At 57.6% G+C, this 15,949-nt stretch carries 17 protein-coding genes; 7 read left to right on the forward strand and 10 right to left on the reverse strand.

Features of this window, described 5'->3' with window-relative positions; translation table 11 throughout:
- Window positions 1-61: 61 nt before the first annotated feature.
- Window positions 62-499: a S24 family peptidase gene (locus tag EAW52_RS07665; RefSeq protein WP_122041994.1), complete on the forward strand. Its 438-nt coding sequence runs from the start codon at window positions 62-64 to the stop codon at window positions 497-499.
- Window positions 500-530: 31 nt separating this feature from the next.
- On the opposite strand, the gene EAW52_RS07670 is transcribed toward EAW52_RS07665, so the two are convergent.
- Window positions 531-1,370 carry an NAD(P)-dependent oxidoreductase gene (locus EAW52_RS07670; RefSeq protein ID WP_122041995.1) on the reverse strand — a complete coding sequence of 280 codons (840 nt, stop codon included), beginning with the start codon at window positions 1,368-1,370 and terminating at the stop codon, window positions 531-533.
- Complete coding sequence (locus EAW52_RS07675) at window positions 1,367-2,104, reverse strand: haloacid dehalogenase type II (RefSeq protein ID WP_122041996.1); 738 nt, start codon at window positions 2,102-2,104, stop codon at window positions 1,367-1,369. The genes EAW52_RS07670 and EAW52_RS07675 overlap by 4 nt, the downstream gene beginning before the upstream one ends.
- Window positions 2,105-2,192: 88 nt before the next feature.
- Between EAW52_RS07675 and EAW52_RS07680 the strand changes: the two genes are divergently transcribed.
- Window positions 2,193-2,789: an HAD family hydrolase gene (locus tag EAW52_RS07680; protein WP_122041997.1), complete on the forward strand. Its 597-nt coding sequence runs from the start codon at window positions 2,193-2,195 to the stop codon at window positions 2,787-2,789.
- A gap of 45 nt (window positions 2,790-2,834) precedes the next feature.
- Here the strand turns inward: EAW52_RS07680 and EAW52_RS07685 are convergent, their stop codons facing one another.
- Complete coding sequence (locus tag EAW52_RS07685; protein ID WP_122041998.1) at window positions 2,835-3,701, reverse strand: neutral zinc metallopeptidase; 867 nt, start codon at window positions 3,699-3,701, stop codon at window positions 2,835-2,837.
- 65 nt (window positions 3,702-3,766) lie between these two features.
- Entirely contained in the window at window positions 3,767-4,672 is a 906-nt protein-coding gene (locus tag EAW52_RS07690; protein ID WP_122041999.1) for a PhzF family phenazine biosynthesis protein, read from the reverse strand.
- Window positions 4,673-4,805: 133 nt separating this feature from the next.
- On the opposite strand from EAW52_RS07690, the gene EAW52_RS07695 reads away from it, so the two are divergent.
- Both EAW52_RS07695 and EAW52_RS07700 read left to right on the forward strand, forming a co-directional pair.
- On the forward strand, window positions 4,806-5,864 hold the full coding sequence (locus EAW52_RS07695) for an SDR family oxidoreductase (RefSeq protein WP_218567942.1): 1,059 nt from the start codon (window positions 4,806-4,808) through the stop codon (window positions 5,862-5,864).
- Window positions 5,865-5,946: 82 nt separating this feature from the next.
- On the forward strand, window positions 5,947-6,330 hold the full coding sequence (locus tag EAW52_RS07700) for a hypothetical protein (protein ID WP_122042001.1): 384 nt from the start codon (window positions 5,947-5,949) through the stop codon (window positions 6,328-6,330).
- Between the two features lie 54 nt (window positions 6,331-6,384).
- Here the strand turns inward: EAW52_RS07700 and pdxY are convergent, their stop codons facing one another.
- Together pdxY and EAW52_RS07710 are read right to left on the reverse strand one after the other, a co-directional pair.
- The gene (gene pdxY, locus EAW52_RS07705) at window positions 6,385-7,281 is read right to left on the reverse strand and encodes a pyridoxal kinase PdxY (protein WP_122042002.1); all 897 of its coding nucleotides are present in this window, start codon (window positions 7,279-7,281) and stop codon (window positions 6,385-6,387) included.
- A 63-nt stretch (window positions 7,282-7,344) separates the two neighbouring features.
- Entirely contained in the window at window positions 7,345-7,770 is a 426-nt protein-coding gene (locus tag EAW52_RS07710) for a DUF411 domain-containing protein (protein WP_122042003.1), read from the reverse strand.
- Window positions 7,771-7,965: 195 nt separating this feature from the next.
- Here EAW52_RS07710 and EAW52_RS07715 point away from each other — a divergent pair, with 195 nt between their 5' ends.
- The gene (locus tag EAW52_RS07715; RefSeq protein ID WP_010795223.1) at window positions 7,966-8,403 is read left to right on the forward strand and encodes a DUF4345 family protein; all 438 of its coding nucleotides are present in this window, start codon (window positions 7,966-7,968) and stop codon (window positions 8,401-8,403) included.
- 3 nt (window positions 8,404-8,406) lie between these two features.
- Here EAW52_RS07715 and EAW52_RS07720 read toward each other — a convergent pair whose 3' ends face one another.
- Complete coding sequence (locus EAW52_RS07720) at window positions 8,407-9,552, reverse strand: YbfB/YjiJ family MFS transporter (RefSeq protein ID WP_122042004.1); 1,146 nt, start codon at window positions 9,550-9,552, stop codon at window positions 8,407-8,409.
- Window positions 9,553-9,659: 107 nt separating this feature from the next.
- On the opposite strand from EAW52_RS07720, the gene EAW52_RS07725 reads away from it, so the two are divergent.
- Both EAW52_RS07725 and EAW52_RS07730 read left to right on the forward strand, forming a co-directional pair.
- The gene (locus EAW52_RS07725) at window positions 9,660-10,544 is read left to right on the forward strand and encodes a LysR family transcriptional regulator (RefSeq protein WP_122042005.1); all 885 of its coding nucleotides are present in this window, start codon (window positions 9,660-9,662) and stop codon (window positions 10,542-10,544) included.
- Window positions 10,545-10,637: 93 nt separating this feature from the next.
- Window positions 10,638-11,567: a Gfo/Idh/MocA family protein gene (locus EAW52_RS07730; protein WP_122042006.1), complete on the forward strand. Its 930-nt coding sequence runs from the start codon at window positions 10,638-10,640 to the stop codon at window positions 11,565-11,567.
- Between the two features lie 34 nt (window positions 11,568-11,601).
- Here the strand turns inward: EAW52_RS07730 and trmA are convergent, their stop codons facing one another.
- The 3 genes from trmA to EAW52_RS07745 form a co-directional block, all read right to left on the reverse strand.
- Window positions 11,602-12,690 carry a tRNA (uridine(54)-C5)-methyltransferase TrmA gene (gene trmA, locus EAW52_RS07735; protein WP_122042007.1) on the reverse strand — a complete coding sequence of 363 codons (1,089 nt, stop codon included), beginning with the start codon at window positions 12,688-12,690 and terminating at the stop codon, window positions 11,602-11,604.
- A gap of 217 nt (window positions 12,691-12,907) precedes the next feature.
- The gene (locus EAW52_RS07740) at window positions 12,908-14,203 is read right to left on the reverse strand and encodes an NCS2 family permease (RefSeq protein ID WP_122044747.1); all 1,296 of its coding nucleotides are present in this window, start codon (window positions 14,201-14,203) and stop codon (window positions 12,908-12,910) included.
- A 142-nt stretch (window positions 14,204-14,345) separates the two neighbouring features.
- Window positions 14,346-15,752 carry a DHA2 family efflux MFS transporter permease subunit gene (locus EAW52_RS07745; RefSeq protein WP_122042008.1) on the reverse strand — a complete coding sequence of 469 codons (1,407 nt, stop codon included), beginning with the start codon at window positions 15,750-15,752 and terminating at the stop codon, window positions 14,346-14,348.
- Window positions 15,753-15,949: the final 197 nt, after the last annotated feature.

The raw sequence follows: 15,949 nt of genomic DNA on the forward strand, positions 1-15,949 counted from the left end.
ATTGACCTGAGGTTGCTGCTCTGGTATCTGTACGCATATACAGTTATCTGGGTCATAAGGTATGTCGATTACCGTACTAGGGCGAAGCGAGCGGCTTCGCCATTTATTGCCCGAGGCGGACTCTCTGCGGATCAGCGGCTTTCAGTCTGCGGCGGGTCAATGGGAAGAAAACGCCATCTCGCTGGATAGGCTGGTGGGGTTGGACGAGTCACCAATCTGGGTGGTGATGGTGGATGATGAAAGCCTGCTGGAGTTCGGGATCTATCCGGGAGATCGGCTAATTATCGATCGGGCAGTAGAATGCCGACCGGGGCATCTGGTGATCATGGATGTGAACGGCCAGTATGAAATACGCCGACTCACGCACGACAACCAAGGCGGTCGCCTGCTGTTGGGTGGGCGTCAGGCGCGCCCAATCAATTACGGTCGCGATGAGCCTCTGGATGCGTGTGGCGTCGTAACCTTTGTGCTTAGCTATGTGGCACAACCGGCAACGTAATCAGCATCGGCGCTGCCGTTAATCCACTGCTTCAACGCGCCAGCCACTTTTCCAGTTCTGCCACATCGTTTCCGGCGCCGGCTGCCCGGTTTTCGGCCAGGCGCCAATAGAGCTGTGCCATGGCAAGGTACAGTGCCTCGCTGGGACGGTCTTTTTGCGCAAAGGCAGCGATTTCTTCCATTTCTGCTACCCAACGGTAGGCTTTGGGGTACATGTCGGGCAGTTTCTCGTTAGCCCACTCGTAGAGCATCGGCTGGCTGCATTTGAGTTCATCGCGCAATGCCTGGCCGGAACCACTGCGCTCGGCAGCCTGCACCATGGCAGCGATAAGGCCGGTCAACCCCTTGGTGATACCGGCATAACTCATCTTGAGTCCTGACGCGGCACCGATGGGCGCTTCCAATACCTTCACCGGAAGGCCATAGTCGTTGAGCTGGGCAAATCGAGCGGCATGCTCGCCTGAAGCATAGAAGGAGGGGCACGTTCGTTCAGGCGAAGGAGGCGTGCCAAAGATGGCCGCATCGACGAAGGCGCATCCTGCATCGGTAAGGGTCTGACCGACCTGCTCGACGGTGGCTGGAGCAATAGCGTTACAGTCCACATAAACGGTCTTTTTCATGCGGCCCAATATAGGGGCCAGCTCTTGCGCCAACGGTAAGGCTTCGGACGGCGGCACAATGGAGAGCAGAATATCGGCTTCACCCAGCTGTTCCTGTTCGACCTCACGCAACCCTGCCGCTGCGGCGCGCTCGCGGGTAGCCACGCTGCGGCCAGCCAGGGTGGTGCAGACATCCAGGCCGTGATCGCGCAAATAGCGGCCCACAGCAGCGCCCATGGAGCCTGGGGCGATCAGGGCAACGGTCAGCGTCATGGTTCATCCTCGTGGGTTGTTGTTTTCATTCCTAGCTGATCGGCCAGATCCTGCAAGTCACTGGCAACCAGATCCCAGCCGTCGGCTGGCTGTTCGATCGAACCTTTTGGTCCTTTTTCCAGAGGGCGCTGAATAAAGGCCGTCCGCAGACCCAGCTCACTGGCTGCCTGAAGGTCATTGTTATGAGCCGCACACAGCATGACTCGCTCAGGTTCAAGGCCCAGCAGGGTGCAGGCGCCGAGGTAACATTCGGCATCAGGCTTGTAGTGATTGAACAGATCCGCGCCGAATACCATGTCCCAGGGAAGGCCGCCGTGGCGTGCCATATTGACCAACATGGCAACGTTGCCATTGGACAAGGCGCTGATGCTATAGCCCTGCTTGAGTCGAGTCAGACCGGGGACGGCATCCGGCCAGGGATTGAGGCGATGCCAGAGGCGATGAATCCAGTCCACTTCAGCCTTGGTCAGGCCAACCAGTCCGTATTGGGGCAGCAGTTCCTCAAGCGCCACACGGTGCAGATCGTCAAGCGGCGTCCAGGGTAGCGTTCGCTCGCGAATCTCATCCATCAGCGGGCCGTAGGCCTCAGCTCGCCAGGCATCGACAAGGGCAGGCCAGTCGGCTTTAAGGCCGTTTTTCTCCCCAAAGGACTCAAGTGAGGCGATTAAACTGCCCCGCCAGTCAACTACGGTGCCGAACACATCGAACAAAAGTGCGTGTACTGTCGTCTTCATTGCGAATTCATCGCCTGCGTAAGAAGTACCTACTGTCTTGACGGAAAGAGGTGCGGCGCAGTTCCCCAATCTCTGACTTAGGAAGACCATGAACCTTTGTGACTACACCCATTGGGTATTTGATATGGACGGTACCTTGACGGTTGCCGTGCATGATTTCGCAGCCATTCGGCGTGCCCTGGAGATACCACCTGAGGCTGATATCCTCCATTACCTGGCCGCCTTGCCCGAGGCGGACAGCAAGGCCAAGCATGCCTGGCTGCTTGAGCATGAGCGGGAGCTGGCTATGGGTTCCAAGCCTGCCCCAGGGGCGGTTGAGCTGATCAAGGCGTTATGTGCGCGCAACTGCCGGATCGGTATCCTGACCCGTAATGCTCAGGAGTTGGCCTATGTAACGCTGGAAGCTATTGGTATTGCCGAGTGTTTCAATCGGGCGGAAGTGCTTGGGCGAGACGAGGCGCCACCCAAGCCGCATCCAGGTGGGCTGCAGCATTTTATCGAGCGCTGGCAGGTGCAGCCGAGCGACGTGGTCATGGTCGGCGATCATCGAATTGATCTGGAGTGTGGCCGCGCAGCCGGTACGCGTACGGTATTGGTCAACGCACCGGAGAATACCTGGCCAGAGCTGGCTGATGATCATGCCGTGGACTGTTTCGCACTGGCGCAGCGCATCGCGCGGGCTTGAGAGAGGGGTACCGATCCGATCGATCGGGTACCCGCCTTTGCAAGGTTATAAACGAGACGCTGTAAACGTATCGCAGCGCTCTACCGCACCATTGTCGAATCCGGTCCTGAACCAGCGGGCCCGTTGTTCGGAGGTGCCGTGGGTAAACGAGTCGGGAACGGCGCGCCCTTGAGCCTGCTCCTGGAGACGGTCGTCACCAATGGCATGGGCTGCGTTGATGGCTTCTTCAAGATCACCGGGCTCCAGCCAGTGTAGGCGTTTCTGGGCATGATTTGCCCAAACGCCGGCGTAACAGTCGGCTTGCAGTTCCAGGCGAACGGATAACCCCTGCGCACCTTGGACAGGCATGCCACGGCGCTCAGCAGCCTGCATTTTTTCCGTAGTGCCGACCAGGTCCTGCACGTGGTGACCGATTTCATGGGCAATGACATAGGCACGGGCGAAATCCCCGGCTGCCGAGAAGCGGCGCTCCATCTCGTCGAAGAAGGAAAGATCCAGATAAACCTGCTGGTCAGCCGGACAATAGAACGGGCCGGTTGCGGCACTGGCGGAGCCGCAGGCCGATTGCACATGACCGTTGAAAAGAATCAGCTTGGGCTGTTGATAGTGTTCTCCATGGGCCGCAAAGATTTCGCTCCATGTGTCTTCGGTGTCGCCCAGGATGGCGCGGACAAAATCCACCTGTTTAGAGTTGGCGTCCGGCGCCTGGGTTTGCTGGGCTACCTGCGCTCCGCCGCCCGAACCTGTCACCATGCTCAGTACCTGGAGCGGGTCCTGGCCTGTCACCAGGCTGAACACCACGACCAGTAGAACCCCGCCAACTCCGAGGCCACCACCGATTTGCAGCCCACGGCCACCGCCACCGGTGGCCTGTTCAACGTTGTCGCTACGCCGCCCTTTACCCCAATCCATCTCATCGCCTCGCTTGAACGCTTTGTGGGTGAGACCACGGGCGTTTGGCAGAGTGCGCCAAAATGTTACGAAACGTGGTGACTCGAGCCCTCAGCCGTTTGGCGAGCTCGCAGTTCGACCACACACTCGGAGCGAGACAGCAGGTGAACATGTCCACCTACCCGTACGGCACCTTGTTCATCTACAGAAACATCCATCTGGCTGGGGCGCCCGGTAAAACCGCCTTGATGAATAACGAAGGGCTTTCCAGTGCCTTGGCAGCCGTGGCGGACCAGATAGGCCGCTGCTGCACCCGCTGCGCTACCTGTAGCAATGTCTTCTACCAGGCCGGCATTATCCCAGCTGCGACCTTCGCCACGTTCTACATCCAGCACATATACAAACGCCGCGCCAATACCGTGCAAACGCGCCTCCAGATCCTGCGCTGCGATCCGCGCACGGCCCAGTTGGCTACCTTTGACCGGCAGGATCAGATAGGGAAGCCCGGTACTGACAACCATGGGCGGGTAATCAGCATCAAGGTCTCGCAGTCGTAGTGAAAAGGCGTGGGCAAACCACTGGCTCTGCGCCTGATCCAACTGGCATCCCCACTGGGCAAGGCCTTGGTCCATCTCGGCGTAATAGCCTGTTGCGGCGCGGTGGGTCATCAGGGTGACCGTTTTTTCCGAAAGCTCGATCCGCCAGCTTTCCTGCTCGGCCTGCCCATGCTGATGGTGGAGCAGGGCGGCAGCTCCAATTAGCGGATGGCCGGCAAAAGGCAGCTCTTCCTCCATCGTGAAGATACGTGCACCAAAGGTATTTGCCTGCGCCCGTGGCTCAAGAAAGATGGATTCATACTGGCGCAGCTCCTGGGTCAGTTTCTGCTGCGTACTGACAGGCAGGCCCGAGGCATCCGGGAAGATGGCTAGCCCATTACCCGCGAGCGGACGATTCGCAAAAACATCCACATGCCAGTAAACCAATGGCGACATAGGGGCTCCTAACAAGGGTAGGTGAGTCCACAAGGCTACGTGTACGCGACGGCTTATGCCAAGCCAGTAGTCGGTAGGGCTCATCTTTGTTTCATGCGGATGCCCGGCATCCCCATCGTGGAGAATATTCATGTTGAAAGGTACAGCGCTCATTGTTGGTGTGACGGGAATTTCCGGCTACAACCTGGCCAATGTGTTGATATCCAGTGGCTGGACGGTGTATGGCCTGGCTCGCAAGCCCTCAAACCAGGAAGGTGTCATTCCTGTGACCGGTGATCTGCTGGATGAGCAGTCGCTGACCGCCGCGTTGAAGGATCTCCCCATTACCCATGCCTTCTTCTGTACATGGACCCGCCGCGACACCGAGAAAGAGAATGTCGAGGCCAACGGTGCCATGATGCGCAACCTCTGCAAGGCGTTGGAAAACGCGCCTCTTCAGCATATGGCGCTGGTAACAGGAACCAAGCACTACCTGGGCCCATTCGAAAGCTATGGTCAGAATGCCGCCGAGACGCCATTCCGCGAGGAGCACCCGCGTCTGCCGGGCGAGAACTTTTATTACACGCTGGAAGACATCCTTTTTGAACATGCTGAGCGCCGCGGCTTCAGCTGGAGCGTGCACCGTTCTCACAGCATGATCGGCATGGCGCGTGGCAGTAATGCCATGAACATGGGCGTGACCCTGGCTATCTATGCAAGCATCTGCAAAGAGACCGGACGTCCCTTTGTATTCCCAGGCTCGAAGGTGCAATGGAATGGCCTGACGGATATCACCGATGCCGGTCTTTTGGCGCGCCAGATGGAGTGGGCAGCGTTGTCGCCCAGCGGGCAGAACCAGGCGCTCAATACCGTCAATGGCGATGTATTTCGCTGGCGCTGGATGTGGACACAGATCGCGGACTTTTTCGAGCTGGAGGCTGCGCCCTGCCCAGACGAGCGTCAACCGCTGGAAGAGCAGATGAAGGACATCGGACCGGTATGGGAGGAGATGGCGCGTCGCTATGAACTCGTCGAATCCGACATAGGCAAGCTGGCCTCCTGGTGGCACAGCGATGCAGACCTGGGACGTGAAATCGAATGCCTGAACGACATGACCAAGAGCCGCGACTTGGGCTTTCTGGGATATCACGACAGCCGGGCATCCTTCATCGACCTGTTCAATCGCCTGCGGGCCGAGCGGATCATTCCCTGACCGCTGGTCACTGCACCTGCACCTCCTGAGTCTCTTGATGCCAAACCCTAGGCACACACATACAAGAGCCAGGAGGTGCCCGATGAACAAGAAACTCGCTATAGCGGCGTTGGCAGGTCTGCTTTCCACGTCTGCCTTTGCTCAAACCGGCCCGACCGATCCGACATCCCCGACCGAGCCGGTAACACCCAGCCCTAGCGTGAACAGCAATGATGTGACGCCAGGCGCCGACTCTGGCAGTTCACCCAACAATGGCAAAGGCGCGAGGACCACAACCCCGGATGGCATGAATAACAGCACCGGTTCGAAGACAGGACCTGACACCATGGATCATGGCACGCACCGTAGCCAGGGTAGCCATACCGGCACTGGGGCGGGTATGGGAATGGACAGCAACACTAACGGCACAGGTGCAGGCTCAACACCGGGCATGGGGCCGGCTGCCAACACGGGCAAAAATCCCTGATGATAGCGTAGCGCCGATAAAGCCCGCCTGATGCGGGCTTTATCATGAGAGGGCTCAGGTGGTCAGGCGTATCGCCTCAAAGTGCTCGCTTGGGGACATGATCTGATCGCGTGCTGCGATCAAGGGCAGGTCGCGGCTACCCGGTGTAGTGCGGGCCACCAGGGCATAGAGTGTACTAACGGCACTGGCTACGGCTTCAGGCGTACTGAGACCCCCCAGCAGATGCCCCAGCAGTACGGACGAAAACACATCGCCCATGCCATTAGGCAGCGGCTGCAGCTCAACGTAGGGGGTCTGTACCATCCATGCACTTCGAGCGGTCACCGCCAATGTGCTGAGCTTGTCAAGTGGAAGATCTGGAGTCCGCAGGCTGGTTATGACAATAGTGTCCGGGCCGGGGCATTCAGACGTGCCGAGTAACTCGCGAGCGGCTTGGATAGCATGTTCTGTCGACGCCAGCGATGCTCCATACAGCAGCTCGAACTCGTAATGGTTGGGTGTAATCAGGCTGGCCTGCTCAATGGCCCGTCGACGCAAAAACTCAGGAATCCCCGGTCGTACGAAGACGCCGCGGCCTACGTCGCCCATCACCGGATCGCAAAGGTAGTGCACGCCCGGCTTGTTCTTTCGGATCTCCTGTACCACGGACAGGATGACCTCACCAATGGCGGCGTCGCCCAGATAGCCTGACAGGACCGCATCACAGCGCGCGAGAATGCCGCGTGCTCTCAGCCCGTCAAGCACATCATGGATATGCTCAGGGGGAAAGACCTGTCCCTTGAACTCGCCATACCCCGTATGGTTGGAAAACTGCACGGTGTTGACGACGACCGGTTGAATGCCGAGCAATTGTAGCGGCAGGGTTGCCGCCGCATTGCCCACATGGCCATAGGCAACATGGGACTGGATGGAAAGTACCAGAGGAGGAGAGCCGAGCGTCTCGGAAGCCATAGGGTTGCAGATCCTTATCCAATAAAGGAGGCGTTGTACTGTTTATGAAAGGGACATGGGCCGTTAGTGCCGTGACACCACTTCATCCTTGCCATCCGTTTTGAGCCCCAGCACTTCATAGGCGTCCTTCCGATTACTCATCTCCATACCAGGAGAACCCAGGGGCATGCCGGGTACAGCTACGCCAAGCAGGTCAGGGCGCTGGCGAAGAGTCAGAATGTCGTGGGCAGGTACGTGTCCTTCAACAAACGTTCCGTCGATCACACCAGTATGGCAGGACGAAAATCGTGGCGGTACACCCAGCCGGGCCTTGAGTTCGCTCATGTTGGGTTCCATGTGATCGTGAACGGCAAAGCCGTTTGCCTCCAGATGCTTGATCCACTGGCTACAGCAGCCACAGTTGGGATCGCGGTATACGTCAATCGTCAAGGGTTCGGCTGCGTGAACTGTGCTGCCGAGCAAAGCGGCGAGTAGAACTAGGCGGCGCATGTAAAGGTCTCTTTCGGGTTGGCATACAGGCAGCATAAACTCACGGCCGCTCGAAGAGCAGGAGGCATTGGGTCTTTCGCTGTGCAAAGTGCTTCTACTTGTTAAGGACTGTTCGGAAGGCTCGTTGCTCTCTGGCTTTTTGAATGGATCTGTCTGGTTTGGCCCATGCGGCTACACCCCAAGGGAGAACAGGGGATGTTTTACACGCGTTTTGCTCGTGCGGTTCTGATCGTTCAGACACTGGTCTGGGCGGGTCTGGCGCTGGCCTATTGGTTCAGGCCCTATGAAATGACCAATGCCAGCGGAGTGCTGCTCATGGACTCCGCCTCGGTTACCGAAACCCAGGTCTTCTATGGTGGCCTGCAATTCGGTCTGGCATTGTTCACCGGCTTTGCAGTGTTCCGCCCTCAACTGGTACGGGCTGCCTTGCTGTTAATCGTCTTTTTGCAGTTGTCGACTGCCAGCGTTCGGCTTATTGGCGCTCTGTTGGCAGATGCAGGCGAGGCCAACTTCGACTGGTACAGCCAGCTTTACAAGATTGTCATTGCCATCCTGGCGATTGTAGCGCTGCGCCTTTTGGATCGCTGGAATCGCATGCTGGACGAGCGCTACGGAGATTACGAAGACGATTGAAACTCAGCTGGCGGAGGGCTGCGTTGCGGCCTGAGGGGCTGGTTGCAGCATCAGCCCTCCGGCCACGATCAGTCCGGCACCCGCCATCCAGAGTGCCGGGCCAAGCCCACCACTGAAATGGCTGCTGACAGCCGCCAGCAGAGGACCCAATAGTTGGCCGCCTGCGAATGCAGCGGTCAGCAGGCCGGCATTGCGGTGAGGCGTTTCTGGAGCCAACTCACGGCTATGCTGCATCACCAGTTGCATGGAGGCCAGGAACGGCCCCCCACACAGCAGCACACCCATAAACAGCGCACTCATGCCGGGTAGCAGGCATAGCAAGACGCCAGCGGCTTGCAGCCACAGAGTCGCGATGAGCCAACGTCTTGTGGCGCCGGGCCGCTGGCGACGAAAGCTGGCCAGCACCACACCCAGTGCGGCCGCCAAACCAAAGGCAGGCCAGAACAGATCAGCTACCCATTCGCCGTGGAAGCGCGCCGTAGCCATCTGGGAAAGAAATGTAGCCGGAACGATATAGCCCATGCCAACCAGAGCATAGGCGGCTGTCAGGCGGACCATGCGTGGCGAGATCGGCTTGGTTGATGTAACTGCATGAGCAGTAATCGCCCGCGGCAGGGCTGGCAGTACAGCGATAGTCATCACCAGCGCCACCGCTGCATAGATCAGCCACAGGGTTGCCGAACCCTGGCCGTTCAGATTGGTGACCAGGGCCAGCAGGCCGCTCAGTACGATCCCTACGCCAGGACCAGCAAAAACCAGTGCGCCCAGTTTCGGCATGTTTGCCTGTGCCGCTACGCCCTGGCTGAGCCCGGTAACCATCACCAGCACCCAGGCACTGGCCAGGCCCGCGCCAAAGCGAAGCAGGGCGTGGTGCCAGAACCCTTCGGCCCACACCGAGAGAAGGGTCAGCCCTACACATAACCACAGGCCGGCAACGAGCCGGAAGCGGGTCTGGCGAGCAAAGAAGGCGTCCAATGCACCTACCAGATAACCCAGGTAATTGGCAGCAGCCAGCAGGCCTGCGGCTGTCAGGTCTATCTGGCCTTCCGCAATCAAATGCGGAAGCTGAGGCGTCAATGCGAAGCGGCCAATGCCCATCGCAACGGACAGGGCGACCAGGCAGGCAAGCAGGCGGTGCAGGGCGGTCATGAGTAGTCCCTATGTAGATTCTTGATTGATGTATATAGGGTAGGGCTTGTTAAGGTTCTCTAAAACTGAATAAATAAGAATGGGTTGTTCACTTAAAGAGAATGGTTATGGAGCTGGCTGAACTGCGCATTTTTCAGGCGGTGGCTGAAACAGGATCCATTGCCCGTGCAGCGGAGCTGTTGAATCGGGTGCCTTCCAATCTATCGACGCGCCTGCGTCAGCTTGAAGACAAGCTGGGCGTGGATTTGTTTGAGCGCGAGCGTCAGCGGCTGCATTTGTCTCCGGCAGGTACGGTACTGTTGGGGTACAGCCAGCGATTATTCGCCTTGGCGGACGAGGCCCGAGCGGCCGTGCAGGATGGTGCACCGGCGGGCGCCTTTGTGTTGGGGTCGATGTACAGTACTGCCGCTATTCATCTTCCGGCCATGATTGCGGCCTACCATCAGCAGTATCTCAGTGTAGAGCTGCAACTGCAGACGGGTCCCAGCGGCGAGCTCATCGATGGATTGCTGCAAGGACGGCTGGATGCTGCGTTGGTTGATGGGCCTGCCCGGCATGACGGCCTGGAAGGCGTTCCGCTGTTCGAGGAGCCCATGGTGCTCGTGACCGGAGCTGATCATCCTCCGGTACATTCAGCAGCCGATGTGGCAGGGCGTCCTGTATTTACGTTCCGAACCGGTTGCTCTTACCGGTTGAGGCTGGAGGCCTGGTTTGCGGCGACAGGCGGTGCCATGGGGCCTATCATGGAAATCGAGTCCTATCACAGCATGCTGGCCTGCGTGATTGCCGGTGGCGTTGCCATGATGCCAAAGGCCATGCTGGATAGCTTGCCCGGGCGCGACCGCGTTGCGTGCCATCCGCTCGAGGCCCGTTTCGCCACGGCCACCACATGGCTCATGTGGCGCAAGGGGCGCCAGGGTGCAAATCTCAAAGCGTGGATTGCCTTGCAGAGTAACGTGTCAAATGTGGCGGTTAAGTCTTTTGGTGCTTGAAATTCGTATGACGAATGCGAAACTGCACAGGCCGTGAACAAGAATAAAGGCGCGCTTTCTCATGCGCTTTGAAAAAAGGATTGAGAAAATCATATGATCAAAATCGCCATCGTCGGATTCGGCAAGATTGCCCAGGATCAACACCTGCCAGCCTTGCAAAAAAATCCTGACTATCAGCTCGTTGCTGTCGCCAGCCGTAATGCTTCTCTTGATGGCGTAGCTCACTACAAGACCCTTGAAGAGCTGCTCGACGCCGTGCCGGATTTGGACGCCGTCTCCCTCTGCGCACCGCCAGCCGTACGCTATGCACAGGCTCAACTGGCCCTTGCCCATGGCAAGCATGTATTTCTTGAAAAGCCGCCTGGGGCAACCCTCAGTGAGGTCGAGGCACTGTCGGAGCAGGCCAAGGCCGCGGGCAAGACCCTGTTTGCCAGCTGGCACTCCCGTTATGCTCAAGGAGTGGCTCCGGCCAAAGCCTGGCTGGCCGATAAAACCATCAAAGCCGTGCAGGTCAACTGGAAAGAAGATGTACGCGTCTGGCACCCGGGGCAAACCTGGATCTGGGAGCCGGGTGGTATGGGCATTTTTGACCCGGCCATCAACGCCTTTTCCATCGTGACCGAAATCCTGCCCAAGCCGTTTTTTCTCAAGCAGGCAGCGTTGCAGGTTCCGGAGAATTGCCAGACGCCGATTCGTGCGCAGCTGGAATTCAGTTATGAGCGCGGTGCAGCCATTCAGGCCGACCTGGACTTCCTGCAAACGGGACCGCAGACATGGGACATTCATGTCGAGACCGATCAAGGCAAACTGACCCTGTCCAAGGGCGGCAGCCAACTCTACATCGATGATCAGCTTGAAAAAGAAGGTCCGGATGAAGAGTATCCCGGCCTGTATGCCCGCTTTGCCGAGCTGGTCAAAAACGGTCAGTCCGATGTGGACGTCGCGCCGTTGCGGCATGTGGCGGATGCGTTCATGTACGGCCGACGTGAGACCATCGAGCCGTTCCACGAAGATAAGCAGTGATAGTGATCGGGCGGAATAGCCGCCCGGTCAAACCTTAGCGGCGCTCAAGCAGGACGCCGCTTTCCATGTGGTGCGTCCAGGGAAATTGATCGAACAGGGCGCAACGCACAATACGGTGAGTATCCTGTAGCTGGGCGATGTTCTGAGCCAGCGTTTCCGGATTGCAGGAGATATAGAGGATACGGTCGAAGCGACGTGTTAGCTCGCAGGTGTCCGGGTCCATCCCCGCACGAGGCGGATCTACAAACACGCTTCCAAAGGTGTAGCTTTTAAGATCAACACCCGCCAAGCGACGGAACGGACGCACCTCATTGAGGGCCTGGGTCAGCTCTTCGGCAGACAGGCGCACCAGGGTCACGTTGTCGATGCCATTATCTGCCAGGTTTGCCAGTGCAGCATTCACCGATGACTTGCTGATCTCGGTGGCCAGTACCTTGCGAACGCGGGTAGACAGCGGCAGGGTGAAGTTACCGTTCCCACAGTACAGTTCAAGCAGATCATCGTCCCGCTCGCCAAGTACATCGTAGGCCCAGCCCAGCATCTTCTGATTCACCGTCCCATTGGGTTGAGTGAAGGCACCCTCTGGCTGGCGATAATGATATTCGCGACCTGCAATAGTCAGCGTTTCGCTGACGTAATCCCGCCCGACTACGATCCGTTTGCCACGGGAACGCCCGACGATATTGACATTCAGCTCGGCGGCCAGGCATTCCGCAGCAGTTTCCCAGGCATCGTCTAATGGCCGATGATAGGCCAGAGTGATCAGCGCTTCCCCGGACAAGGTGGTCAGGAACTCCACCTGAAACAGCTTAAACGACAACGTCTCGCTCACCTGCCAGGCAGCCTTGAGGCGGGGCATAAGCTCATTGATGAGCGGGCTTGCGATGGGAAAGCGTTCGATCAGAATAGGGGTATGTTTGTCGCCCTGTTCGAACATGGCGTAATGCCGTTCGCCTTCTTCACGCCATAGACGAAACTCGGCGCGCAGTCGGTAATTAGCAAGAGGCGAGTCGAATACTTCAGGTTCAGGTGCATCGAATGGAGCCAGCAGTTCGATGAGGCGATTCTTTTTCGCCATTAACTGCGTTGCGTAATCCGCAGGCTCGAAGGAGGGAACATTCATGGTCAGCTCAGTGAACGTAGTGGGCTTTTCAGCTAGGGTGGAGGCAAAGGCTGCTATTCAGCCAATGCCATTAGTCTGAGAATTTTCTCGGGCCGAAACCATAGGGAAAAATCCTAGGGCAACGGCTTGTCGCTACGCATCGTCCAGACTGATCAGGCAGTACCACTGCCTCACAGCGTAAAAAAGGGTGGGCTAGGCCCACCCTCGGTGCTCAACATCAGGCGTTGAACCAGCCTAATTTGATGACGAAGAGAATGGATAGGATGACCAAGGCAATGTTCAGGTCACGTGTGCGACCCGACAATAGCTTGATAACTGTCCAGGAGATGAAGCCGAACGCGATGCCGTTGGCAATGGAATACGTCAACGGCATGGCCAGCGCCGTGATCAGAACGGGCGCAGCAGTGGTCAGATCATCCCATTCAATCTCGGCCAACCCCGAGGCCATCAGCACGGCGATGAAGAACAGCGCTGGTGCAGTCGCAAAGGCCGGAACGCTGCCTGCCAGCGGTGCAAAGAACAGGGCGAGCAGGAACAGACCGGCTACCACGACCGCCGTCAGACCTGTACGACCGCCAGCGCTGACGCCTGCAGCCGATTCGATGTAGCTGGTTGTCGTAGAGGTGCCCAGCAACGAGCCAAACATGGCCGCGCTGCTGTCCGCGATCAGAGCGCGACCCATCTTGGGCAGATGACCGTCCGGGCCCATTAGACCGGCGCGCTTGGCCACTCCGATCAAGGTGCCGGAGTTGTCAAACAAGTCTACGAACAGGAAGGCGAATATCACGCTCACCAGACCGATATCCAGCGCGCCCTTGATATCCAGCTGTAGGAAGGTTGGCGCCAGCGAGGGCGGCATGGACAGCACGCCGCCAAACGGCGTCGCACCAATACCGATAGCCACGAGCGTGACGGCCAGAATACCGATCAGGACGGCACCTGTGACCCCACGGGCCTCCAGCGCCACGATCAGGAAGAAGCCCAGGATCGCCAGTATCGGACCGGGTTTCGTCAGATCACCCAGGCCTACCAGGGTGGCAGGGTTATCTACAACGATACCCGCACCTTGAAGGGCAATCAGTGCCAGGAACAGGCCAATACCGGCTGCAATTCCTGAGCGTAGCGCCAGTGGGATGCTGTTGATGATCCATTCTCGGATGCGAAAGACCGACAGGATGAAAAACATCAGTGCAGACAGGAATACCGCCCCCAGTGCTGCCTGCCAGGTATGCCCCATGTGAAGCACGACGGTATAGGTAAAGAAGGCGTTAAGGCCCATCCCTGGCGCCAGCGCAATGGGGTAGTTAGCAATCATGCCCATGATGGCTGAGCCAATAGCGGCTGCCAGGCAAGTCGCAACAAATACCGCGCCTTTATCCATGCCGGTCTCGCCGAGGATGCTCGGGTTGACGAACAGGATATAGGCCATGGCTAGAAAGGTCGTAACCCCTGCCAGCAGTTCCGTACGCACATTCGTGCCATGGGCCTTGAGTTGGAAGAGTTTTTCCAGCATGGGAAAAGGCTCCGAATAAGTTGAAGTCAGCGAAGGGCGCGCATGATAGCAGGTCCCCAAGCCGATGTTTCCGTTCATAATCTTTCTGAAAGCGATAAGCAGACGAAGCCGCATTGGCAGAGGGCTGACATCTCGCTCCTATTTATCCGTGGCGTGGTTGATGTCCCGTAACGGCATCCCCTGCATTGCGGGCCAGTCCAAGGCTGTCTATCACGCTTAACAAGCCTATTACGCCAATGACGATGAAGGCCGTGTGGAAATCGGTAAGCTGCGCTGTGGCATGATCGTTCCACTCCATGGAGGCCCTGAGCGCCAATGCGCCAATGGCCACGCCAATACCGGTCGAGAGTTGAAATACCGTACTGAACAGGGTGGAGGCGTCGCTCATCCTGGGCTTGGGAACGTCGGCAAAGGCAAGTGTATTATTGGCGGTAAATTGCAGTGAGCGCGCCATGCCGCTTACGAATAGCAGGAGCAGAATAGCGGGCAGGGGCCAGCGCTCGGACAGCAGAGCGCAGAGCAGAAGCGTCACGGCGCAAACCAGACCGTTGACGATCAGGGTTCGCCGCAGACCGAACAGACGCATGACCGGTGTGGTAAATACCTTCATGAACAGGTTTCCGGCAAACAGCGCTAGTAGAATCAGACCAGCATGAAACGCATTGAAGCCAAAGCACAGCTGGAACATCAATGGCAGCAGAAAGGGTGCGGTGTTGATGCTGATACGAAACAGAGTGCCGCCATACAGCGACACGCGGTAGGTCTGAATGCCGAGGTTCGAAAGGTCGATCAGTGGATGTTCCTGCTGGCGCATATGCCAGACGGCCAATCCACCCAGCATGAGGCCTGCCAGTATCCATACCAGATTACTGCCCAGCGTATCGTGACCTTGACCGATCTGCTCCATGCCGAACATAAGCGTAAGGCAGGCGCCGCTTACTAATAGAAAGCCAAACCAATCAAGTGGTGCCCGGCGCGTTTCGGTGCCGGTCGGAATCATTCGTAGGGCCAGAATAAGGGCGATCAGCCCCAGAGGCAGGTTAAGGTAGAAAATCCAGCGCCAAGACGTATAGGTGGTAATCAGTCCACCTAGCGGAGGACCTAGTACAGGTGCGATCAAGCCAGGCCAGGTAATAAAGGCAATAGCTCTGACCAGATCCTTCTTTTCAGTGATGCGCAACACTACCAGACGGCCTACGGGCACCATCATGGCACCGCCAATGCCTTGCAACACCCGGGCGGCAATGAATTGCTCAAGTGTCTGAGCAATGCCGCATAGCAGCGAGGCCAGTGTGAAGAAGCCTATAGCGCTCGCAAAGACACGGCGGGCACCAAAGCGGTCTGCAATCCATCCGCTGATAGGAATGAACACAGCAAGCGCCAGAATGTAGGCACTGATCCCAACGTTAAGATCGACAGCCGAACGCCGAAAGGACTCTCCCATTTGTGGAAGTGCCGTTGCGATCACGGTAGCGTCCAGGTTTTCCATGAAAAAGGTGGCAGCTACCAGTAGGGCTACAGAAGTCGACTGGCGTTTGGAATAAGACATGAGAGAAACATCAGGAAATGGATCAACAGCATCCTACAGATATCGTTAAGGGTGGGGTATAGCCAATAAGGTTGGAAAAGAAGAGAAAATGATTAATTTCAGCGAAGCGGCTGATAAATGCTAATGAAATTCCGAGAAAATATAGCTATCTGTTTGATTTCAAATGCCTCTTTTCGATTTGTCTGCTCGTTCAGTCA

Source organism: Pseudomonas sp. LTJR-52 (genome assembly GCF_003691465.1).
GTDB lineage: Bacteria > Pseudomonadota > Gammaproteobacteria > Pseudomonadales > Pseudomonadaceae > Chryseomonas > Chryseomonas luteola.